This window comes from Glycomyces sambucus (assembly GCF_900102815.1).
In the GTDB taxonomy this organism is placed as follows: Bacteria; Actinomycetota; Actinomycetes; order Mycobacteriales; family Micromonosporaceae; genus Glycomyces; species Glycomyces sambucus.
In genome coordinates this window covers 503430-525139 of the sequence record NZ_FNGF01000006.1, presented here as the reverse complement: position 1 = coordinate 525139, position 21710 = coordinate 503430, and the positions used below count along the sequence as shown (strand labels likewise).

20 protein-coding genes and 1 pseudogene are annotated in these 21710 nt (G+C 71.2%); 14 read left to right on the top strand and 7 right to left on the bottom strand.

From position 1 onward, the window contains the following. Nucleotides 1-62: 62 nt before the first annotated feature. Together holA and BLS99_RS25810 are read left to right on the top strand one after the other, a co-directional pair. A complete protein-coding gene (holA, locus tag BLS99_RS20235) occupies nucleotides 63-1052 on the top strand; it encodes a DNA polymerase III subunit delta (protein WP_091053508.1) in 990 nt (329 codons plus the stop codon). Beyond that, nucleotides 1045-1272, top strand: a pseudogene (locus BLS99_RS25810) (hypothetical protein); the annotation flags it as partial. The gene holA and the pseudogene BLS99_RS25810, both read left to right, overlap by 8 nt. 111 nt (nucleotides 1273-1383) lie before the next feature. On the opposite strand, the gene rpsT reads toward BLS99_RS25810, so the two are convergent. Together rpsT and BLS99_RS20225 are read right to left on the bottom strand one after the other, a co-directional pair. Continuing rightward, nucleotides 1384-1656, bottom strand: a complete 273-nt coding sequence (gene rpsT / locus BLS99_RS20230) for a 30S ribosomal protein S20 (protein WP_091053507.1) — start codon at nucleotides 1654-1656, stop codon at nucleotides 1384-1386. A gap of 202 nt (nucleotides 1657-1858) precedes the next feature. Further along, nucleotides 1859-2455: a TetR/AcrR family transcriptional regulator gene (locus BLS99_RS20225; protein WP_091053506.1), complete on the bottom strand. Its 597-nt coding sequence runs from the start codon at nucleotides 2453-2455 to the stop codon at nucleotides 1859-1861. Nucleotides 2456-2542: 87 nt separating this feature from the next. Here BLS99_RS20225 and BLS99_RS20220 point away from each other — a divergent pair, with 87 nt between their 5' ends. Beyond that, complete coding sequence (locus tag BLS99_RS20220) at nucleotides 2543-3562, top strand: YhgE/Pip domain-containing protein (RefSeq protein WP_091053505.1); 1020 nt, start codon at nucleotides 2543-2545, stop codon at nucleotides 3560-3562. A gap of 221 nt (nucleotides 3563-3783) precedes the next feature. Beyond that, nucleotides 3784-5616, top strand: coding sequence for a translation elongation factor 4 (lepA, locus tag BLS99_RS20215; protein WP_091053504.1), 1833 nt, complete (start codon nucleotides 3784-3786; stop codon nucleotides 5614-5616). Nucleotides 5617-5702: 86 nt separating this feature from the next. On the opposite strand, the gene BLS99_RS20210 is transcribed toward lepA, so the two are convergent. The 5 genes from BLS99_RS20210 to BLS99_RS20190 form a co-directional block, all read right to left on the bottom strand. Then, nucleotides 5703-7361, bottom strand: coding sequence for a hypothetical protein (locus tag BLS99_RS20210; RefSeq protein WP_176953451.1), 1659 nt, complete (start codon nucleotides 7359-7361; stop codon nucleotides 5703-5705). 184 nt (nucleotides 7362-7545) lie between these two features. Further along, the gene (locus BLS99_RS26395; protein WP_176953450.1) at nucleotides 7546-8259 is read right to left on the bottom strand and encodes a hypothetical protein; all 714 of its coding nucleotides are present in this window, start codon (nucleotides 8257-8259) and stop codon (nucleotides 7546-7548) included. A 215-nt stretch (nucleotides 8260-8474) separates the two neighbouring features. Next, nucleotides 8475-10136 (bottom strand): alkaline phosphatase D family protein, encoded by a 1662-nt coding sequence (locus tag BLS99_RS20200; RefSeq protein ID WP_091053503.1) that lies wholly within the window; start codon nucleotides 10134-10136, stop codon nucleotides 8475-8477. 129 nt (nucleotides 10137-10265) lie between these two features. Next, complete coding sequence (locus BLS99_RS20195) at nucleotides 10266-11120, bottom strand: hypothetical protein (protein ID WP_091053502.1); 855 nt, start codon at nucleotides 11118-11120, stop codon at nucleotides 10266-10268. Beyond that, nucleotides 11099-11920: an enoyl-CoA hydratase-related protein gene (locus BLS99_RS20190; RefSeq protein ID WP_218126741.1), complete on the bottom strand. Its 822-nt coding sequence runs from the start codon at nucleotides 11918-11920 to the stop codon at nucleotides 11099-11101. The genes BLS99_RS20195 and BLS99_RS20190 overlap by 22 nt, the downstream gene beginning before the upstream one ends. 18 nt (nucleotides 11921-11938) lie before the next feature. Here BLS99_RS20190 and hemW point away from each other — a divergent pair, with 18 nt between their 5' ends. From hemW to BLS99_RS20140, 10 genes are all read left to right on the top strand, one after another. Next, nucleotides 11939-13123: a radical SAM family heme chaperone HemW gene (gene hemW, locus BLS99_RS20185; RefSeq protein WP_091053501.1), complete on the top strand. Its 1185-nt coding sequence runs from the start codon at nucleotides 11939-11941 to the stop codon at nucleotides 13121-13123. Between the two features lie 159 nt (nucleotides 13124-13282). Beyond that, on the top strand, nucleotides 13283-14404 hold the full coding sequence (locus BLS99_RS20180) for a CapA family protein (RefSeq protein WP_091053500.1): 1122 nt from the start codon (nucleotides 13283-13285) through the stop codon (nucleotides 14402-14404). 119 nt (nucleotides 14405-14523) lie between these two features. Further along, nucleotides 14524-15540: a heat-inducible transcriptional repressor HrcA gene (gene hrcA, locus BLS99_RS20175; protein WP_091053499.1), complete on the top strand. Its 1017-nt coding sequence runs from the start codon at nucleotides 14524-14526 to the stop codon at nucleotides 15538-15540. Between the two features lie 15 nt (nucleotides 15541-15555). Further along, complete coding sequence (dnaJ, locus tag BLS99_RS20170; RefSeq protein WP_091053498.1) at nucleotides 15556-16689, top strand: molecular chaperone DnaJ; 1134 nt, start codon at nucleotides 15556-15558, stop codon at nucleotides 16687-16689. Nucleotides 16690-16960: 271 nt separating this feature from the next. Then, nucleotides 16961-17446, top strand: coding sequence for a hypothetical protein (locus tag BLS99_RS20165; protein ID WP_091053497.1), 486 nt, complete (start codon nucleotides 16961-16963; stop codon nucleotides 17444-17446). A 195-nt stretch (nucleotides 17447-17641) separates the two neighbouring features. After that, the gene (locus BLS99_RS20160) at nucleotides 17642-18367 is read left to right on the top strand and encodes a 16S rRNA (uracil(1498)-N(3))-methyltransferase (protein WP_091053496.1); all 726 of its coding nucleotides are present in this window, start codon (nucleotides 17642-17644) and stop codon (nucleotides 18365-18367) included. 26 nt (nucleotides 18368-18393) lie between these two features. Next, nucleotides 18394-18747: a histidine triad nucleotide-binding protein gene (locus BLS99_RS20155; protein ID WP_091053495.1), complete on the top strand. Its 354-nt coding sequence runs from the start codon at nucleotides 18394-18396 to the stop codon at nucleotides 18745-18747. A 139-nt stretch (nucleotides 18748-18886) separates the two neighbouring features. Then, nucleotides 18887-19942, top strand: coding sequence for a PhoH family protein (locus BLS99_RS20150; protein WP_091053494.1), 1056 nt, complete (start codon nucleotides 18887-18889; stop codon nucleotides 19940-19942). Beyond that, nucleotides 19920-20393, top strand: coding sequence for an rRNA maturation RNase YbeY (gene ybeY / locus BLS99_RS20145; RefSeq protein ID WP_091053493.1), 474 nt, complete (start codon nucleotides 19920-19922; stop codon nucleotides 20391-20393). The genes BLS99_RS20150 and ybeY overlap by 23 nt, the downstream gene beginning before the upstream one ends. A gap of 6 nt (nucleotides 20394-20399) precedes the next feature. Further along, entirely contained in the window at nucleotides 20400-21707 is a 1308-nt protein-coding gene (locus BLS99_RS20140; protein WP_091053492.1) for a hemolysin family protein, read from the top strand. Nucleotides 21708-21710 lie beyond the last annotated feature (3 nt).

Below are 21710 nucleotides of genomic sequence, written 5' to 3'. Positions count from 1 at the left end.
TGAGGAAGGCGCCGGACCGGTCGCGGCCCTGAGCGACCCGCCCGGCATGGGAGGATGGTGCCGTGGCTGCACCTGAACCGATCCGCCTGATCCTGGGCGACGACGAATTCCTCGCCGAGCGGGCCGCCGCCGAGTACGTCAAGGCGGTGCGCGCCGCGATGCCCGAGCACGACCCCGCGCCCGCCGTCAACCGCGTCGCGGGCGCCGACCTCACGAGCGGGGCGCTGAACGAGATCACCAGCCCCACCCTGTTCGGCGGGGCGGTGGTCGGCGTCATCGAGTCGGGCCAGGACGTCGACAAGGACACCATCGCGGCCGTGCTCGCGTACGCGAAGCAGCCCGCGCCGGACATCTACCTCGCCGTGTGCCACAACGGCGGCAACAAGGGCAAGGCGCTGTCGGAGGGGCTGAAGAAGCTCGGGCTCGACCCGGTGCGGGTCTCGAAGATCAAGCGGCAGCCCGACCGGGTCGCGTTCGTGCGCGGGGAGCTCCGCGACGCCGGGGCCTCGCCGCGGTCGGCCTCGGCCGAGATCGCGGACACGATCATCCAGGCGGTCGGGTCGGACCTGCGCGAACTCGCCTCGGCGTGCGCGCAGCTCGTGGCCGACACCGACGGGAAGATCACGCAGGAGAGCGTCGCGCAGTACTACTCGGGGCGCGCGGAGGTCTCCGGGTTCACGGTGGCCGACGCGACGATCGCCGGCGACGCCGCCGAAGCGCTCGGCGCGCTGCGCTGGGCGATGCAGGTCGGCGTCGACCCCGTGCCGATCGCCGACGCGCTGGCGATGGCGGTGCGGAACCTGTCGCGCGTGGCGGCCGAACGGGGCGGTGCGGCGCAGCTGGCAGGGCAGCTCGGCATGGCGCCCTGGCAGATCGAGAAGGCCCGCAAGCAGGCCCGCAACTGGACCGCCGACGCCCTCGCCGAGGCGATGCAGGTGTGCGCGCGGCTCAACGGCGAGGTGAAGGGCGGCGCCGACGACCGCGGGTGGGCACTGGAGCACGCGATCCTCCAGATCACCCGGTTGAGCGCGGCGGGGAGGACCCGTGTCTGAGTACCGCCACGGACGGGTGAGCCGGCCCCGCAGGCCCTGGTACGCCCGGGCACTGGGGATCAGGCACCTCTACCTGTCGAACGTGATGTGCGTGCTGCTCTTCGAGGGGTCGGTCGCGCTGGCGGTGCTGATGGCGCTGACCGAGCTGGTGTCGTGGTGGGTGGTCCTCATCCTGCCGCTCACGGTGGCCGCCATGGTGAAGCTCAACGACCTCGTCGCCGGGGCCCAGAACCGCCACGGTTGACCGGCGCGGCGAACACCGAGTACGACGAAGGCCCGGGGCGTGAGCCCCGGGCCTTCTGAAGTCTGGTGTGCTGGTCGCTCGGCGCGCTTAGGCGGCGGCGGACAGCTTGTTGAAGGAGGCGGCGAGCTTCGACTTGCGCTGCGCGGCCTGGTTCTTGTGGATGACGCCCTTGGTCGCGGCCTTGTCCAGCTCGCGGCTGGCGGCGCGCAGGTGGGTCTCTGCTGCGGCGACGTCGCCAGTGGCAGACGCCTCACGGAACTTCCGGACGGACGTCTTCAGCGACGACTTCACAGACTTGTTGCGGATACGGCGCTTCTCGTTCGTGAGAATGCGCTTTTCCTTGGACTTGATGTTCGCCACGCGTGAAGCCTCGGTTTCGTGATTGCTTGGATTCCTTAATTGATCGCGTCAGAGGCAGAGGGCACTCCGAGCGCCTGTCAACGTTACCAGGACCCGAGCAACACGCACGCCCTGGGAGCATGACCGCGAGCCAGGTTACACCAGGTCGCGGGCCCCGCTCGCCTCCCGGTCCCCGGCTGTCGCGCACATTACCCCCGCGTCCTCACACGTTCGCGCCGCGGGCGCGGAGCGCGGGCAGGACCACCTCGTCGACCATGCTCTCCAGCGCCTCCCGCGAGATGTGCCCGAAGATGATGAACTCGTTGCGCGCCAGGTCGATCGGCAGCCGCGTCAGGCGCTCGGTGAGGTGCTCCCCGGTGATCTCGCCGCGGGCGATCGCGCGCGCGTAGACCGTCTTCGTCAGCAGGCCGGTGAGCTCGTTCACCAGGCCCGCGAGGAGCTGGCGGTGCGCCTCGGGGTCGGAGCTGACCTCCGCGAGCATCCCGAGCATCGCGCTCTGCCCGATCATGCGCATGCGCTCGTGGGCGAGTGTGAGCAACGCGATGGTGTCGCCGCGCAGCGATCCCGTGTCGGGAGCGGCCGACGCCCGCGGCAGCCGGCTCGCGATGCACGCGGTCAGGATCTGCACCTTGCCCGGCCAGCGCCGATAGAGCACCGGCTTGCTGGTCCCGGCCCGCTTCGCGACGCCCTCCATGGTGAACCCGGTCCAGCCGGCCTCGCGGAACTCCTCGAAGGCCGCTTCGAGGATCGCCTGCTCAAGCTCCTCGCCGCGACGCCTGGACGCGACCTTGCGCTCCACTCGACCCCCCTAGATACCGATCGTTTCTTATGTTAGCTTGAAGTCATCAAGATACGGAACGTATCTTGCGAGCGATTGGAAACCGCCATGGAAACCCCCGAGAAGACCCCGGTCGGGCGGGTGGTCGGCCTCAGCGTCGGTCTCGCCCTCATCGTCGGCCTCATCACCCTCGCCTTCGCCTGGCCCTCCGCGGGCATGGGACCACACGAGGTCCCCATCGCCGTCGTCGGCCCCGACGAGGCCGCCGCGCAGGTCCAGGACCAGCTCGACCAGGCCGAGCCCGACGGCTTCGACGTCACCGCCGCCGCCGACCCGGACGAGGCCCGGTCGCTCATCGAGGACCGCGAGGTCTACGCCGCCCTCCAGATCGCCCCCGACGGCGTCACCGTCTACACCGCCACGGCCGCCTCGCCCACCGTCGCGCGCCTGGTCACCGGCATCGCCGACCAGATCGCCGCCCAGACGGGCCAGGCCGCCGGCCAGACCGTCGCGGTCACCGTCGAGGACGTCGTGGCCCTGCCCGCCGACGACCCGAACGGCGCCGGGCTCGCCGCCTCGGCCCTCCCGATGGCCATGGGCGGCATCATCATCGCCGCGCTCATCGGCCTGAGCGTGCGCGGCACCGGCCGCCAGATCGCCGCCGCCGTCCTCGCGCCCCCGGCCGTCGGCGCGGGCGTCGCCGCGATCCTGCTGTACGTCCTCGAATCGATCGAGGGCGACTTCTGGTCCGTCGCGGGCGCGCTGGCGCTGACGATGGCCGCCTCCTCCTGGACGATCCTCGGCCTGCTCAAGCTCCTGGGCCGGGCCGGCCTCGCGGTCGGCGCGGTCATCGTGATGCTCATCGGCAACCCGCTGTCGGGCATGACCGCCGCGCCCGAGCTGCTGCCCGCGCACTGGGGTGCGTTCGGCCAGTTCCTGACCCCCGGCGCCGGAGGCACCCTCGTGCGCTCGGTCGCCTACTTCGACGGGGCGGGCGCCGACACCGCACTGCTGACGCTCGCCGCGTGGCTCGCCGCCGGGGCCGTCCTCTTCACCGCCGGCGCCGTGCGCGCCCGGGTGAAGGCCGTGGGCGTCGACGAGCGTGAACCTGTCGCAGCCACCGCATAGCGACACCCGAGAGGACGGCCCCGGCTCCCGCCCCGGCGGGCCGGGGCCGTTCGGCGCCCTCCCGCGCGTGAGCGGGACGCCTTTTCGCGGCGGGTGGGCGGGGCCACCCGGGCCGGTAGGGCAGAATTGTCAAGCCCGCCCCTGAATCGAGCCGTCACCGTGCACGGCCCGCGGGCGGGTGTGGCGAGAGCCATACCGTGCAGCCGAGAGGGAAGGTCAACGTGACCAACGCGCCAGGTTCGACCGCGCCGGAGTCGATCCGGAACTTCTGCATCATCGCGCACATCGACCACGGGAAGTCCACCCTGGCCGACCGCATGCTGCAGATCACCGAGGTCGTCGACGCCCGCCTCATGCGCGCGCAGTACCTCGACCGCATGGACATCGAACGCGAGCGCGGCATCACGGTGAAGTCGCAGGCCGTGCGCATGCCCTGGACCGCGCGCTCGGGCGCCGCCGAGGGCGGGGAGTTCGTCCTCAACATGATCGACACCCCCGGCCACGTCGACTTCACGTACGAGGTGTCCCGCTCGCTCGCCGCCTGCGAGGGCGCGATCCTGCTGGTCGACGCCGCGCAGGGCATCGAGGCGCAGACGCTCGCGAACCTGTACCTGGCGATGAACAACGACATGACGATCATCCCGGTGCTCAACAAGATCGACCTCCCCTCGGCCGACCCCGACCGGTACGCCGAGGAGATCGCCCACCTCATCGGGTGCGAGCCCGAGGAGGTCCTGCGCGTCTCCGGCAAGACCGGCGTCGGCGTCGCCGAGCTCCTGGACGCGGTCGTCGCGCAGGTCCCCGCGCCCGTGGGCGACCCCGACGCGCCCGCCCGCGCGATGATCTTCGACTCCGTCTACGACGTCTACCGCGGCGTCGTCACCTACATCCGGGTCGTCGACGGCAAGCTCAGCGCCCGCGACCGCATCCGCATGATGTCGACCCGCGCCGACCACGAGCTGCTGGAGATCGGCGTCATCAGCCCCGAGCCGGTGGTCTCCAAGGCCCTGAGCGTCGGCGAGGTCGGCTACCTCATCACCGGCGTGAAGGACGTGCGGCAGTCCAAAGTGGGCGACACCGTCACGCTCAACAAGAACCCGGCGACCGAGGCACTGCCCGGCTACACCGAGGCCAAGCCGATGGTCTACTCCGGGCTCTACCCGATTGACGGCTCCGACTACGGGAACCTCCGCGAGGCCCTCGACAAGCTGCAGCTCAACGACGCCGCGCTGCAGTACGAGCCCGAGACCTCGGCCGCGCTCGGCTTCGGCTTCCGCGTGGGCTTCCTGGGCCTGCTGCACCTGGAGATCATCCAGGAGCGGCTGGAGCGCGAGTTCAACCTCGACCTCATCTCGACCGCGCCGAACGTGGTCTACCAGGTCGTGAAGGAGGACGGCGAGGAGGTCGAGGTCACCAACCCCTCGGAGTTCCCCGAGGGCAAGATCTACTCGATCACCGAGCCGGTCGCCAAGGCCACCATCCTGACCCCGAAGGAGTACATCGGGCAGGTCATGGAGCTGTGCCAGACCAAGCGCGGCGTTCAGATCGGCATGGACTACCTCTCGACCGACCGGGTCGAGATCCGGTACACGCTGCCGCTCGCGGAGATCGTCTTCGACTTCTTCGACCAGCTCAAGTCCCGCACCAAGGGCTACGCCTCGCTCGACTACGACATCGACGGCGCGCAGGAGTCCGACCTGGTGAAGGTCGACATCCTGCTCCAGGGCGAGCGGGTCGACGCGTTCGCCGCGATCGTCCACAAGGACCAGGCGTACTCGTACGGCGTGCGGCTCTCCGAGCGGCTGAAGAAGCTCATCCCTCGCCAGCAGTTCGAGGTGCCGATCCAGGCGGCGATCGGGTCGCGGATCATCGCCCGCGAGACCATCCGGGCGCTGCGCAAGGACGTCCTCGCCAAGTGCTACGGCGGCGACATCTCCCGCAAGCGCAAGCTCCTCGAGAAGCAGAAGGAGGGCAAGAAGCGGATGAAGAACATCGGCCGCGTCGAGGTCCCCCAGGAGGCGTTCATCGCCGCGCTGCGGACCGACGAGGACTAGACCGGTCCCCAGACGCGTGCGAAGCGGCCGCTCCCTGTGCCGGGGAGCGGCCGCTGCGCGTTCTCGACGGGGCCTGTCGCGGGGCCCTAGAGGTCGACCACCGCCCCTCCGATGGTCACCACGAGCGTGCCGCCGGAGTTGAAGCTCCAGCTCAGGCTGCCGCCGTAGGCCGAGCAGCGGGAGCCGTTGGAGCCGGTGTCCCACTGGTTCGAGCTGTCGGAGTTGCCCACGATGCGGTCGTTGGAGCCGCTGTCGCACGAGGTGTTGCCGCGGAAGACCGAGCTCCCGGCGTCGAAGTTGAAGTTGCGCTCGCCGTTGCGGACGCTCAGGTTGTCGGTGATCGTCATCGAGCCGGGGTTCGAGTTGTACGTGAACCCGTGCTTGCCGTTCTCGAAGGCGATGGTGCGCACGACCGTGTGGTTGACGGCGATGTCCTCGCCGCCGAGCTTGAAGCCGTTGCGGTCGCCGTTGCCGGCCTGGCCGCCGTTGGAGAGCGTGCCGTTGTCGTAGGCGAGGGAGTCCTCGATGCGCACCGGGCCGATCGGTCCGGTGTCGCCCTTGGTGTACAGGTCCCAGCCGTCGTCGATGTTGTTGTGGGCCACGCAGAACCGGAAGACGTTCCCGGAGCCGGAGGTGAGCTTGGCGGCGAAGCCGTCCGCGTCCTCGCCGTCGGAGTCGACGTTGTCGTGCGACTCGGAGCTGAGGACGAGGTTGTTCGCCGGCCACTCGCTGGAGGGCGCGCCCGCGGTGTACCGGGCGATCTGGAGGCCGGTGTCGGCGTTGTGGCGGGTCACGACCCGCTCGATGACGTTGTTGCTGCCGCCCAGGAGGATCCCGTTGTCGCCGGCGTGCTCGACGACGATCCCCTTGACGTGCCACCAGTCGCCGCCGAGCGCGATGCCGCGGTTGGCGGTGTTCTCGGCCTGCGCCGAGAAGTTGAGCACGGGCTGCTCCGAGCCGTAGGCGAACAGCTCGGTGCGGTTGCCCGAGACGCCGTCCTTGCCCGGCGGGATGTCGATCGTCGACGACAGGTTGTAGGTACCGCCGCGCAGGTAGATCGTGCCGCCCGCGCTGATCCGGCTGATCGCCGAGGCGATCGTGGTCGGGGCGCCGATGGTGCCGGCCGCGCTCGCGCTGCCGTTGGGGGCGGCGTAGAGCGCGTCGGAGCTCGGCGGCGGCGTGGTCGTGCCGGGGTCGCCCGGGGTCGTGGGCTCCTCGGTCGGCTCCTCGGTCGTCGAGCCGTCGGGGGTGCCGGTGTAGGTCGCGAACTCGGCGATCCGCGGCGTCCCGGAGGCGCTGGTGATGACGAAGTTGATCTTCTTGAGGGAGGTCGCCGAGAAGGTGATGGTGCCCGCGCCCGTGCCGGAGGCCAGCACGGACCCGTTGTCGTTGTTGACGACCTGCCAGTTGCCGATGGTGCCGCCGCCGGAGGCGGTAGTGATGACGACGGTGGAGACGGTCTGCGCCGAGCCCCACTTGACGGAGATCCGACCGGTGGACCCGCTGGGGGACCAGTAGGTGCTCGCGTTGCCGTCGATGACGTTGCCGTAGCTGGTGCCGGCGGCCTTGCTCGTGCCGTCGGCGCCCGCGCCGATGCTGAGGTTGGTGCCGAGGGCCTGGGTGGAGTAGGTCGGCTCGCCGGCGTTCTCGGCCGCCGCCATGGTCATCGACATGGCGGTCCCGGCGATCACCACCGCGGCGGCGGCGAGTGCCGCACCGATCCGCAGTCTCGCTGTTCTTCGCATTTCGCTGGTCACCTCTCGTGAGGGTCATATTGAGGCATTTGAATGAATCTAAGGCAAGGGCTTTCAGGGAGTCAATGGTTTGAGTGCAACCGATTGCCTAAATTTTCGGGCCGGTCCTCCCGCGACCCCCGGGCACGGCGAAGGGGCGGAACCGAAACGGTTCCGCCCCTTGGTGTCTCAGGCTCTACTGCTGCGGGTACCCGGGCGGGGGCGCCTGCTGCTGGCCGGGGTTCGGGGGCTGCTGCTGCGGGTAGCCCGGGGCGGGCTGCTGCTGGGGGTAGCCCTGCTGCGGCGGCTGCTGGGCGTACCCGCCCTGCTGGGGCGCGTAGCCGCCCTGCGGCGGGGTCTTGGGCTGGTTGCCCGGGCGCGAGCGCAGGTAGTGCACGACCTCGGGCTGCGAGAGCAGGAAGAAGCCGGCGCCGACCGCCGCGAGGCGGGCGAGCCCGATGATGACGCTCAGGGCCGCGAACCAGCCCCAGCCGCCCCACAGGCCGCCGAGGGAGAACAGGCCGAGGAGGCCGAGGCCGATCCACAGCGGCAGGCGCGGGTCCTGCGCGTTGAAGACGCCGAGCTTGTCCTTGGTGATGAAGTACGCGATGCCGATCGACAGGCCGTGGAACACCAGGCCCACGATGCCGGACGCGACGATGAAGCCGGTCGCGATGTACCACGGCGCGGTCGCCACGCCGACGATCGCGAACAGGAGCATCAGGACCGACAGGCCGAAGTAGGCCCACAGCAGCTGCGTCAGCTGGTTGACCTTCTTGGGCCGGCCCGGGTGCTCCTTGATGCCCCACTCGGTGGCGAAGTCGCCGGTGCCGCCTTGCTGCGGGGCCGGCCCCTGCGGACCGGGGGCGCCGTACTGATGGGGTTCGGGCGATTGCGGCGGATACGTCATGGTCACTGCTCCGGGCAAAGAGAAGGGTGTGCGATCACTGCTCACTGTAGCCTCCGGAGGCAACCGCCGGGGACCGGCGTTCGGGGCCGGACCTCGGCCGGGAGCCGCGATTCGGTGCATTCGCAGCGCTCCGGATAAGCGCGCGGAAAGGGGCGGAAAGGACGGCGCCGTGCGTCATCGATCGGCACGGCACCGCCCTTCCCGTTGCGGGGGAGCTAGTTCAGGTAGTCGTCGGCGAGTTCGTCGGAGTCCGCGAACGGGCTCGTGTTCGTCGACATCGTCGAGGCGTCCACGGGCCGGTCGTAGGTCTGGTGCAGGGACCGGTCCCGGTCGGCGATCGTGTACGACCGCCGCGTGTACACCGGCGCGTCCTGCACGGTCACCTGCGGGACGACCTGGAAGTTCACGTCCATCCGGTCGGGCGTGATGACGGTCTCCACGTACCCGCGCTGCGCGTTGCGGAACTTGATGTGCGGGTTGATCACCAGCGCCGAGTTGTCCTCGGGCACCGAGTCGACCCCGTTGCCGCCCGAGGTGATCGAGGTGGCCACCAGCTCCACGCCGACCGAGTCGCCCTGCGCGTCGGGGAAGTCCGGGAGGATCTCCCCGGCCCAGTGGGTGTGCACGTCGCCGGTGAGCACCACCGGGTTGCGCACCTCCGCCTCGACCCAGCCGTCGATGATCCGCTGCCGCGAGGCCGCATACCCGTCCCAGCCGTCCATGCTGGTGCGCAGCACGTCGGCGGCGGCGCTGTTGTCGCGCTGGGTGAAGAACACCTGCTGGCCGATGACGTCCCAGCGGGCGCTCGACTCGTGGAAGCCGTCGATCAGCCACTCCTCCTGCGCCGCACCGGTGATCGTGCGGGACTCGTCCCACGCGTCGGCGCAGTTCGACTGCGTGCCGTCGCCGCACGCCTGGTCGTCGCGGTACTGGCGGGTGTCGAGCAGGTGGAAGTTCGCCAGCCGGCCCCACCGGACCCGCCGGTACAGCTGCATGTCGATGCCCTCGGGGACCGAGGACCGGCGCAGCGGCATGTTCTCCCAGTACGCCTGGAACGCCGCGGCCCGGCGCACCAGGAAGTCCGCCGTGTCCGGGGTGTCGGAGCCGGCCTCGGGGACCTCGTCGGCCCAGTTGTTCTCGGTCTCGTGGTCGTCCCAGATCACCAGCCACGGCGCGACCAGGTGCGCGGCCTGGAGGTCCGGGTCGGTCTTGTACTGGGCGTGGCGCTGGCGGTAGGTCGCGAGCGTGACGGTCTCGGGCCCTTCGTGGTCGCGCACGTTCCCGTCGGGGGAGAGGTACACGCCGGCCTTGTACTCGTACTGGTAGTCGCCCAGGTGCAGGATGAGGTCGGGGCGCGACTCGGCCATGTGCCGGTAGGCGGTGAAGTAGCCGTGCTCGTACTGCGAGCAGGACGCGAACGACATGCGCAGCTCGTTCGGCATCGACCGGCGCGAGGGCGCGGTGAGGGTCCGCCCGACCGGGGAGGTCCAGCGGCCGGTCTTGAACCGGTAGTAGTACTCGCGGCCCGGTTCGAGGCCCTCGACCTCGACGTGGACGCTGAAGCCGGTCTCGGCTGCGGCCAGCTTGCGGCCGGAGGCGACGCGGCGGCGGAAGCGGTCGTCCTTGGCGACCTCCCACTTGACGTCGAAGACGCCGTTCGGCATGCCGCCGAAGCCGTCCTCGGCGAGCGGGTCCACCGCCAGGCGGGTCCACAGGACCACGCCGTCGGGCTCGGGGTCGCCCGAGGCGACGCCGAGCGTGAACGGGTCGGCTTCGAGGACGGGATGGATTCTCGTCTCGGCCCACGCCGCGGCCGGGATGCCGGACGCGGCGGCGGCACCGGAGGACGCGAGCAGGATGCGGCGCGAAAGGCGCATGGTATGTACCTCGCTTCGGGGGAGTTGAGCGGGTTTGTGACCCGTTCAGCCCAGCAAGCGAGCGTGGATGGTCCGGAACGTCAGGACGTCGCGGCGGTGAACCGGGGCGGAACTCTGCCGCCCGGCTGCTCAGGCGGCCGCGAAGGTGATGATCACGGCGGCGTGGCTGTCGTTCGCGATCGCGACGGCGGCCTCGCCGTGGTCCTCCGCGTCCGGCTCGACCCAGCCGTCCTCTCCCGCGGCCCAGACCATGCCTCCGTACGCGACGCTGGCGATCGAGAAGTCGTAGGACCTGGCGACCGCCCACGCGGCCCGGTTCCAGCCCTCGGCGGCGTCGTCCGGATCGATCACGACCGTCGTTTCGTCCACTTCGGACACTTCTGCGCCCCAATGGTACGCGAACGCCTCCGCCAGGACCGCCGGATCGGCCGCGACCTCCGGCGCGTTCCCCTTGACGCAGCCGATGCCCGACCCGTTCCCCCCGGCGAAGACCGCGGCGATCACGGTGGCCCGCTCCTCCCACTGCTCGTACAGCTCCGGGTAGGCGCTCACCTGGACCGCCTGCGCGGCCTGGGCGAGCGTCATGTCCTCCCAGCCGTCGGTGCGGCGCAGCTTCTCGTAGAACTTGAACGAGGCGTAGACCGGGTCCATGAGCTCTGCTTCGCTGCCCCAGCCCATGCTCGGGCGCTGCTGGAACAGGCCCAGGGAGTCGTCGTGGCCGTAGTCCACGTTCTCCAGCCCCGACTCCTGGAACGCCGTGGTGATCGCCACCGCGACCGCCCGCTCGTCCATGCCGTCGCGCAGGCCCACGGCCGCGATCGTGGCCGCGTTCGACGCCTGCTCCGACGAGAGGTGCGTCTCACCGATCCCGGTGGTGAAGTAGCAGCCGGTCCGGCTGGGACGCAGCGCGTCCCGCGCGTCCTCGGTGCAGCCCGCGAGTACGAGCGCCGCGAGGAGCGAGGTCAGGGCCAGGAGTGCGCGCACAGGTGACTCCGATCAGGTCGGTCGGCGGCTGGTAATCCTACCCAGGAGGCGGGCCGCTTCTCAATGAACGAACGGACCCCTTCGCGGCCCTCTTCGGAGAAGAAGTACTCCGCCGTAAGTGCCGCCGCGGCGCGCAGCTCCCCGCGCAGATCCGGTGTGGCCGTGAGCACTTTGATCCCCGCCTGCGCCGACGGCCCGCCCGACACGAGGCTCTGCACGAGCTCCCCCTGCCACTTCGCGAGCGCGTCCGGGGCCACCGCGTGGGCGACCAGGCCCCACGACTGGGCCGCCGTCGCGTCGAACGACTCGCCGGTGAGGAACAGGCGCCGCATGAGCCCGCGGTCGAGCCGGCGCGCCACCACCGGCGCGATCACCGCGGGCACCACCCCCAGCCTGACCTCGCTGAACGACATCGGCGCGTCGTGCACCGCGACCACGAGGTCCGCGGCGGCGATGAGCCCCATGCCGCCGCCCTTCGCGCCGCCGCTCGCTGCCACGACCACCGGCTTCGGGGCCTCGTCGATGTCGGCCAGCAGCTCGGCGAGATGCGCCGCCGGGAGGTCTTCGAGCCGCGTCGCCGCGGCCGACTCCTTCAGGTCCGCGCCGGCGCAGAACACCGGCCCGGTGTGGTCGATCACGATGACCCGCACGACCGGGTCCGCCACCGCCTCGGCGATGGCCTCGCGCAGCTCGCCGATCATGCGAGTCGAGAGCGCGTTGCGCCGCTGCGGGGCGTCGAGGGTAATCGAGGCCACGTTCAGGTCCGCGCGGTACTTGATGAGAGCGTCGTTGCCGTTCACGCAAGTACCGTAGACAGGGTGTCCACCAGTCCCGCAACCGACATCGCCGCGGCCGCCGCCGACCCCTCGACCGGGACCGCCGGATTCGGGTTCTACGTCCACGTGCCCTTCTGCGTCTCGCGCTGCGGCTACTGCGACTTCAACACCTACACCGCCTCCGAGCTGGGCGCCGGGGTCTCCCGCGACACCTACGCCGCGATCGTCCGCAGCGAGGTCCGCGCCGCCGCCGCCCGCTTCGACAAGCCCCCCAAGGTCGACACCGTCTTCTTCGGCGGCGGCACCCCCACCCTCCTCCCCGCCGCCGACCTCGCCGCGATCCTCGCCGAGATCGACCGCGCGTTCGGCCTCGCCGACGGCTACGAGGCCACCACCGAGGCCAACCCCGAGTCCGTCGACGCCGACTACCTCGCCGAACTCCACGACGGCGGCTTCACCCGCCTGTCGATCGGCATGCAGTCCACCGCCTCCCACGTCCTCAAGGTCCTCGACCGCGAGCACTCCCCGCAGAAGGCCCTCGACGCCGTCGCCCACGCCCGCCGCGCCGGCTTCGAGCACGTCAGCCTCGACCTCATCTACGGCACCCCCGGCGAGCGCGCCGCCGACTTCGCCGACAGCCTCGCCGCCGCCGTCGACACCGGGGTCGACCACGTCTCCGCGTACGCGCTCATCGTCGAGGACGGCACCGCGCTGGCCCGCCGCATCCGCGCCGGCCAGGTGCCCCAGCCCTCCGACGACGTCGCCGCCGACCGCTACCTCGCCGCCGAGGCCGCGCTCGCGGCCGCCGGCTTCTCCTGGTACGAGGTCTCCAACTGGGCCAAGGACGACGCCGCCCGCTGCCGCCACAACCTCCTGTACTGGGAGGGCGGCCACTGGTGGGGCGCCGGCCCCGGCGCCCACTCCCACCTGCCCGGCGTCCGCTGGTGGAACCACAAGCACCCCTCCACGTACGGCACCGCGCTCGCGCAGGGCCTGCCCGTCGCCGGCCACGAGCGCCTCACCGCCGACGACCGCTACCTCGAACGCGTGCTCCTGCTCACCCGCCTCGCCGGGGGCCTCCCGCTGGCCGAACTCCGCCCCGCCGGCGCCGCCGCGGCCGAACGCGTTGCCGCCGAAGGGCTCGCCGAACTCCGCGACGGCCGCCTCGTCCTCACCCTCCGCGGTCGCCTCCTCGCCGACGCCGTGGTGAGAGACCTCACCGCCTGACGACGCGAAAGCGAGCGCCCCGTAGATTTGACCCGTCGCGGCGAGCCGGTCCCCAGTCGGCCCCGCCGCCGCGGGCCGCGCCGACCCCCGGCACCGAGGTCCCCCCGCGGGACCGGCGGCCCCGACCCCCGCATCCTCGACACCGGAGCCCGACCGCCCATGCGCACACCATCCCCCGCCGCCTCCCGCCGCGGCGTCCTCGCCGCCTCCTTCGCGGGCCTCGCCCTCGCCGCCTGCTCCGAAGAAGAACCCCCGGCAGAGGACGACGGCGGCGCCGGCGCCGCCGAGGAGACCCCCTCGGAGTCCCCCTCGCCCGAACCGCCCCGCGAGATCACCATCACGCACGTCGGCGACACCATGCCCGGCTCGTACCCGAACCAGATGGCCTCCGACGAGGGCGCCAGCTTCTTCGACGGCGTCCGCGACAACCTCACCGGCGACCTCGTCATCGCCAACCTCGAAGGCGCGCTCTCCACCCTCGAGTTCGACAAGTGCGGCGGCGGCGAGTGCACTTACTTCCGCCTCCCCGCCGAGTACGCCCAGGTCTTCGCCGACGCCGGCTTCCACGTCCTCAACCAGGCCAACAACCACGGCTGGGACGCCGGACCCGACGGCGCCACCGAGACCCAGGAGGCCGTGCGCGCCGCCGGGATGGACGTCTGCGGCATCAAGGACGAGGTGTGCCTCTACGAGACCGAGAGCGGACTCACCGTCGGCGTCGTCGGCTTCGCGCCGTACACGTTCTACACCGACAACCGCGACCTCGACGCCGTCGCCGCCCTCGTCGCCGCCGCGAAGGAGCAGGCCGACATCGTCGTCGCCACCGCCCACCTCGGGGCCGAGGGCACCGACCACCGCCACGTCCCCGAAGGCGTCGAGAACTACCTCGGCGAGGACCGCGGCGACACCCGCGCCTTCGCCCGCACCTGCATCGACAACGGCGCCGACCTCGTCTTCGGCCACGGCCCCCACGTCCTGCGCGGCATGGAGGTCTACAACGGCAAGCTCATCGCCTACTCCCTCGGGAACTTCGGCGGCGGCCAGAACCTCTTCAGCATGGACGGCGCCCTCGGGCGCTCCGCGATCCTCTCGGTCACCATCCGCGAGGACGGCACCATCGTCTCGGCGCAGGCCCAGGCCAGCCGCATGGACGGCGACGGCTACCCCACCCTCGACGAGGACAACGGCGCGTTCGACGACCTCAACGAGCTCGCCGAGGACTTCGGGGAGAACGGCGTGACCGTCGGCGACGACGGCGTGCTCGTCATCCCGGGCGTCTGACCCCACACGTACACTGGCACTCCTGGACAGGGAGTGCCAAACTTGAGTCCGGCGGACTGAGCTTCGGCCCGGTCCGCCCGACCGTGGCACCGCATCGAGACCGAGGGGACGTGACGGCGATGGACGATCGCAAGCTCGAAGTGCTGCGCGCCATCGTCGAGGACTACGTCGCCACCCAGGAGCCCGTCGGCTCCAAGGCCGTCTCCCAGCGCCACGCCCTCGGCGTCTCCGCCGCCACCGTCCGCAACGACATGGCCTACCTCGAAGAGGCCGGCTACATCCAGCAGCCCCACACCTCCGCGGGCCGTATCCCCACCGCCAAGGGCTACCGCCTCTTCGTCGACCGCCTCGGCAAGATCAAGCCCCTCTCGGCCGCCGAGCGCCGCGCCGTGCACCGCTTCCTCTCCGAGGCCATCGACCTCGACGACGTCGTCACCCGCACCGTGCGCCTCCTCGCCCAGCTCACCCACCAGGTCGCGGTCGTCCAGTACCCGAGCCTCAACCGCTCCTCCGTGCGCCACCTCGAACTCGTCTCGCTCACCCCGACCCGGCTCATGCTCGTCATGATCACCGACACCGGACGCGTCGAGCAGCGCTACGTCGAGGTCCCCTCCGAACTCACCGAGGACGACGTCCTCGACCTGCGCCGCCTCGTCAACGAGCAGCTCCAGGGCAAGGCCCTCGCCGACGCCCCCCGCATCATCGCCGGCCTCGCCGGACTCGCCCGCCCCGAACTGCGCGCCACCGCCTCCGCGCTGGCGCGCGTCCTGCTGGAGTCCGTCGTCGCCCGCACCGAGGAGCGCGTCGCCGTCGCCGGCGCCGCCAACCTCACCCGCAACGGGAACTTCTTCGCCGGGTCGCTGCGGCCCATCCTCGAAGCCCTCGAGGAGGAGGTCGTGCTCATGCAGCTCCTCGGCCGCGCCGACTCGAACGCGCTGCTGACGGTGCGCATCGGCGACGAGAACGAGGTCGCCGACTTCCGCGAGGCCACCGTCGTCACTGCCGGGTACGGGCCCGGCTCCGTCGTCGGGCACATGGGCGTGCTCGGGCCGACCCGCATGGACTACCCGGGCACGATCGCGGCCGTCCGCGCCGTCGCCCGGTACGTCTCCGAGATTTTGGAACAGAACCGCTGACAGGACAGAGCGCACGTGGCTAAGGACTACTACGGCATTCTCGGCGTCGAACGAAACGCCGGCGAGGACGAACTGAAGAAGGCGTACCGGAAGCTGGCGCGCAAGTACCACCCCGACGTCAGCGACGAACCCGACGCGCAGGAGCGGCTGCAGGAGATCAACGCCGCCTTCGAGGTCCTCATGGACCCCCAGAAGCGCGCGATCGTCGACGCCGGAGGCGACCCGTACGCGCGGGGCGCGGCCGGCGGCGCCGGGGCGCCGTTCATGGGCTTCGAGGACATCATGGACGCCTTCTTCGGCGGCTCCATGGGCGGCTTCGGCCGCCGCGGCCCGCGCTCGCGCACCCGGCCCGGCAACGACGCGCTGCTGCGCCTCGACCTCGACCTCGAAGAGGTCGCGTTCGGCACCGAGTCGACCCTCACGGTCGACACCGCGATCCTGTGCGACTCGTGCAACGGCTCCTGCACCGAAGGGGCCACCGAGCCCCAGACGTGCAGCACCTGCGGCGGCTCCGGCGAGGTCCAGGTCGTGCAGCGCACGATCCTCGGCCAGGTCCGCACCGCGCGGCCTTGCTCGGCCTGCTCGGGCTACGGGACGATCATCACCGACCCGTGCCGCAAGTGCGGTGGCGAGGGCCGCGTGCGCTCGCGCCGGCGCATCACCGTCAAGGTCCCCGCGGGGGTCGAGGACGGCATGCGCATCCGCCTCTCCGGCGAGGGCGAGGTCGGCCCCGGCGGCGGCCCCGCCGGCGACCTGTACGTGGAGGTCCACGAGAAGCCCCACGAGGTCTTCACCCGGGACGGCTCCGACCTGCGCTGCCGCGTCCGCGTCCCCATGACCCAGGCCGCCCTCGGCACCAAGCTCAACATCCACACCCTCGACGACCAGGTCGAGGTCGAGGTCACCTCCGGCACCCAGCCCGGCACCATCAAGAAGGTCCGCGGCCACGGCGTCCCCAAGCTCCGCGGCGGCGGCGCGCGCGGCGACCTGTACGTGGAGCTCGACGTGCGCACCCCGGGCAAGCTCGACGCCGAGCAGGAGGAGCTGCTCCGCAAGCTCGCCACGCTCCGCGACGAGGAGATCAAGGAAGTGAAGGGCGGCAGCGGGTTTTTTAGCCGCATGCGCGACGCGTTCAACGGACACGCGTAGCGCACGAACCGAAGCCGCGGCGCCCCGAACGGACCGGCGCCGCGCGGCCCCTCTGCGGGGGCGCTCGACGGCGCCGGGCAGGGGCACTGGCACGCCCGTGCGAACGGCGACGGCCCGCATGATCGCCGTCCCGCACCGGGCCGCGGCGATCCTGCCGACGACGCCGGACGCCCGCGCCCGGTCCGACCCGCGACCGCACCTCGACCCCAATGCCCCGCCCCGGACGCGCTCGGCGCGAACGGGAAGCGGGGCTCCACTACACTTCGGGGCCGTGATCAGCCTCGACCCCGCGACACTGTCGTTCCTCGCCCTCATCCTCATCGCGGGCCTCGTCGCCCTTGTCGTCGTCCTGCGGCGCCGCTCGGCCCCGACCCGCGCCCCCGGCGGCCCGCGCCTCGACGCGGCCCCGCCCGCAGGCGGGCCGCAGACCGGTGAGCGCTGGCTCGCCGACGTCCCGTTCGAGGACGAGCCGCGCCGCTCCAAGGAGCGGCCGGTGCTCGTCATCGGGTACTCCGGCCGCGGTCACTGGGTCCTCAAGTGCACCACCCAGGCCCCGCGCGAGGCCGAATGGCGCGTCCTGGTCCCCGCGAACCGCTGGGACCCGCCCGCGGACAAGGACGGCTACGTCGACCTCGTCCCATACCACCTCCCGAAGGGCCGCTTCGACCACTCCTTCGGCAGCCTCGGCGACGCGGGCCTGTACCGCAAGATCACCGGCCGGCTGCGCTGGGACCGCGCGGTCGACTTCACCCGCTGACCGCTGACCGCTGACCGCTGACCGCTGACCGCTACCGCCAGCGCCTGGCGGGGCCGCCGGGCGCTCTCCCGGTCGACCACCGGACCCGGCCACCGCCTCCGGCCCGAACCCGGCCGCGGCCTCCCCACCACCTCGCCCCGTAACCTCCTCCCGGCTCACCGCTCGCACCCATCTCCGAGGCCCTAGGCTGTTGCGGTGAGCGATCCGGTCTTCCTCGTCGACGCACTCCCGGCGGTCGGCGCCTACGTCCTCGACGGCCCCGAAGGGCACCACGCCGCCGACGTGCAGCGCCTCCAGTCGGGCGAGACGCTGCTCCTCGCCGACGGCGCCGGGGGCGTCGCCTCCGCGCGCGTCGACCGCGCCGAGCGCGGGCTCCTCCACCTGGAGGTCCTCGACAACCGGACCCTCCCCGACCCCGACCCGAAGCTCACCGTCGTCCAGGCGCTCCCCAAGGGCGACCGCGGCGAACGCGCCGTGCAGATGCTCACCGAGATCGGCGTCGACGAGGTGATCCCCTGGGCCGCTTCGCGATCGATCGTCCAGTGGAAGGGCCCGCGCGGCGACAAGGCCCGCGCCAAGTGGGAGGCCACGGCCCGCGAGGCGTCGAAGCAGGCCCGCCGCGCCCACCTCGCGCACGTCGCCGAGCTCCACACCACCAAGCAGCTGGTCCAGCGCCTGCGCAGCGCCGCCCAGGTCCTCGTCCTCCACGAGGAGGCGACCTTGCCGCTCTCCAAGGTCGAACTCGCCGCGACCGGAGAGATCGCCCTCGTCATCGGTCCCGAAGGCTCCATCAGCCCCGACGAGCTCGCCGCCCTAGCGGAGTTCGGTGAGCCGGTCCGCCTCGGCGACACGGTCCTGCGCACCTCCACCGCGGGCCCCGCCGCCCTGGCCGTCCTCCAGGCCCGCCTCGGCCGCTGGTGAGCGGCCGCGCCTCCTAGGATCAGCGCATGACCGACACCGACTGCATTTTCTGCAAGCTCGCCGCCGGGGAGATCCCCTCGACCAAGGTCCTGGAGACCGAGCGCGTGCTCGCCTTCCGCGACCTCCACCCGAAGGCGCCCACGCACGTCCTGGTCATCCCCAAGACCCACTACGCGAACGTCGCCGAACTGACCGCCGCCGACCCCGCGCTGGCCGCGGAGGTCCTGGCCGCGGCGGCCGAGGTCGCCGCTTCGGAGGGCGTCGCCGAGACCGGCTGGAACCTCCTCGCGAACACGGGGGCCGAGGCCGGGCAGACCATCTTCCACGTGCACTTCCACGTGCTCGGCGGCAAATCGTTCGAACCGCTGCTGGCGGGATGAAATCACACCGCGGCATGCATTACTCGCTGTCCCTTGTCGCAGGCAGGAACTACCATTGGGGCATGGAACCAGCGGCCTGAGCGGCCGCTCGAACTCTCTTTCAGGAAGCAGGTGGCGAACAGCCCTCGCGGCGAAGCCTATGACCGACAGCTCTGACAACAGCCAGAACACCTCGACGATCACGTCCACGATCACCGTCGGCGACCAGAGCTCGCTCATGGCGTTGCTGGGCCGCGCCGACGAGAACCTCCGCTTCATCGAGCGCCGCTTCCCCGGCGTCGACCTGCACGTCCGCGGGGACACGATCACCCTCACCGGCATCAACGGCGCCCCCCGCGCCGCCGAACGGCTCGTGAAGGAGCTGCTCGCCTTGATCGAGAACGGCGAGGACATCGACGCCGACGTCATCCGGCGCACCGAGAACATGCTCAAGTCCGCTCCCGGCGAGCGCCCCGTCGACGTGCTCTCGCAGAACATCGTCTCCAAGCGCGGCAAGGCCATCCGCCCCAAGACCATCGGGCAGAAGCACTACGTCGAGGCGATCGACAACAACACCATCGTCTTCGGCATCGGCCCCGCCGGCACCGGCAAGACCTACCTCGCCATGGCCAAGGCCGTGCAGGCGCTCCAGTCCAAGGAGATCAACCGGATCATCCTCACCCGCCCCGCGGTTGAGGCCGGCGAACGGCTCGGGTTCCTGCCCGGCACGCTGTTCGAGAAGATCGACCCGTACCTGCGCCCGCTCTACGACGCGCTCCACGACATGATCGACCCCGGCTCGATCCCCAAGCTCATGGAGTCCGGGACGATCGAGGTCGCGCCGCTCGCTTTCATGCGCGGCAGGACCTTGAACGACGCGTTCATCATCCTCGACGAGGCGCAGAACACCACGCCCGAGCAGATGAAGATGTTCCTCACCCGCCTCGGCTTCGGCTCCAAGATCGTCGTCACCGGCGACATCACCCAGGTCGACCTGCCGAACAACACCACCTCCGGCCTGCGCGTGGTCCGCGACATCCTCGAAGGCGTCGAGGACGTGCACTTCGCCACGCTCCGGGCGGAAGACGTCGTCCGTCACCAGCTGGTCAGCGATATCGTGAACGCCTACGAGAAGTGGGACGCCGCGACGGAGAGCCATCGCGGACCCGCCGGGAAAGGGCATCGAGGGAACCGTGGGCATCGAGATCATCAATGAGTCCGGCCGCGAGGTCGACGAGTCGGGCATCCGCGCCGTCTCCGAGTTCGCACTGCTCGAGATGGGCGTCAACCCGCTCGCCGAGCTCTCGGTCCTCATCGTCGACATCGAGCACATGACCGAGCTCAACAAGCGCTGGATGGGCGGCACCGGGCCCACCGACGTCCTCTCGTTCCCGATGGACGACGCGATGCCCGGCCGCCCGGACTCCTCCGAGCCCGGCACGCCGATCCTCGGCGACCTCGTCCTCTCCCCGGAGGTGGCCGAGGCCCAGGCCAAGGACGCCGGGCACTCCACCGCCGACGAGCTGCACATGCTCTCCGTCCACGGCGTGCTCCACATCCTCGGCTACGACCACGCCGAGCCGGAGCAGGCCAAGGAGATGTTCGGCCTCCAGAACCGGCTGCTCGACTCCTGGCGCGCCAAACGCGCCGCCGCGGCGGAGAGTTAGGCCGCAATGCCGTACACCCTGCTGGCAGCCGCCGTCGCGCTCATCGTCGTCGCCGGGGCCGCCGCCATGGTCGACTCTGCCCTCACCGCGGTCTCCCCGGCCCGCGCCGCCGAACTCGCCGGCGAGCGCCGCCGCGGGGCCGAATCGCTCGTCAAGATCACCGAGGACCTCCCGGGGCACCTCAACCTGCTCATCCTGCTGCGCCTCGCGTGCGAGGCCGCCGCGATCTCGATCGTCGCGGTCCTGGCGTTCCACAACTGGGACGACTCGTGGACCGCGGTGGTCCTCTCCGCCGCCGTCATGACCGTCGTGTCCTTCGTCGTCATCGGCGTCAACCCGCGCACGCTCGGCCGCCAGCACGCCTACCCGGTCGCGCTGGCCGTCGCCGGGCCCGTCTCCATGCTCGGGACGGCGCTGGGGCCGCTGGCGAAGCTCCTCATCCTCCTCGGCAACGCGCTGACGCCCGGCAAGGGCTTCCGCGAGGGCCCGTTCGCGACCTCGGAGATCGAGATCCGCGAGATGGTCGACGCCGCCGAGGCCCAGGGCACCGTCGACCACGACGAGCGCGACATGATCGCCTCCGTGTTCGCCTTGGGCGACACCGTGGTCCGCGAGGTCATGGTGCCGCGCACCGCGATGGTGTGGGTGAGCGCCGAGACGACCGCGGACGAGGCCAAGCAGGTCGCGCTCCGCTCCGGCTTCTCGCGCATCCCGGTGGTCGGCGAGGACCTGGACGACCTGCGCGGCGTCGTCTACCTCAAGGACCTGGTGCGCCTCGACGACGGCGCGAACCCGGCCGTGGCCGAGGTCATGCGCGCGGTCTCGATCGTCCCGGACTCCAAGCCCGTGGACGACCTGCTGCGCGAGATGCAGACCGGCAGGATCCACATCGCGGGCGTCGTCGACGAGTACGGCGGCACCGCCGGGCTCGTCACCATCGAGGACATCCTGGAGGAGATCGTCGGCGAGATCACCGACGAGTACGACCAGGAGCTCCCGCCCGTGGCCTGGCTCGACGACCGCACCGCGCGCGTCACCGCCCGGCTCTCCGTCGAGGACCTCGCCGAGCTCTTCGACGTGGACCTGCCCGAGGTCGACGTCGACACCGTCGCCGGCCTGCTCGCCGCCGAGCTCGGCAAGGTCCCGCTCGCCGGCGACCGGGCCCGGCTCGCCGGGCTCGAACTCACCGCCGAAGGCACCGTCGGCCGGCGCAACCGCATCGAGACGGTCCGCGTCGCGCGCCTTCCCGAGGCCGACGACGAGACTCCGGAAGCCGCGACCGCAACCGACGAAAGGCACGAAATCAATGTCTGACCT

What these genes read in the sequence shown, in the direction of transcription:
- BLS99_RS20220 (WP_091053505.1), top strand. Translation starts at nt 2,543, where the DNA reads ATGGAAACCCCCGAGAAGACCCCGGTCGGGCGGGTGGTCGGCCTCAGC.
- BLS99_RS20210 (WP_176953451.1), bottom strand. Translation starts at nt 7,361, where the DNA reads ATGCGAAGAACAGCGAGACTGCGGATCGGTGCGGCACTCGCCGCCGCC.
- BLS99_RS26395 (WP_176953450.1), bottom strand. Translation starts at nt 8,259, where the DNA reads ATGACGTATCCGCCGCAATCGCCCGAACCCCATCAGTACGGCGCCCCC.
- BLS99_RS20200 (WP_091053503.1), bottom strand. Translation starts at nt 10,136, where the DNA reads ATGCGCCTTTCGCGCCGCATCCTGCTCGCGTCCTCCGGTGCCGCCGCC.
- BLS99_RS20180 (WP_091053500.1), top strand. Translation starts at nt 13,283, where the DNA reads ATGCGCACACCATCCCCCGCCGCCTCCCGCCGCGGCGTCCTCGCCGCC.
- hrcA (WP_091053499.1), top strand. Translation starts at nt 14,524, where the DNA reads ATGGACGATCGCAAGCTCGAAGTGCTGCGCGCCATCGTCGAGGACTAC.
- BLS99_RS20155 (WP_091053495.1), top strand. Translation starts at nt 18,394, where the DNA reads ATGACCGACACCGACTGCATTTTCTGCAAGCTCGCCGCCGGGGAGATC.
- BLS99_RS20150 (WP_091053494.1), top strand. Translation starts at nt 18,887, where the DNA reads ATGACCGACAGCTCTGACAACAGCCAGAACACCTCGACGATCACGTCC.
- BLS99_RS20140 (WP_091053492.1), top strand. Translation starts at nt 20,400, where the DNA reads ATGCCGTACACCCTGCTGGCAGCCGCCGTCGCGCTCATCGTCGTCGCC.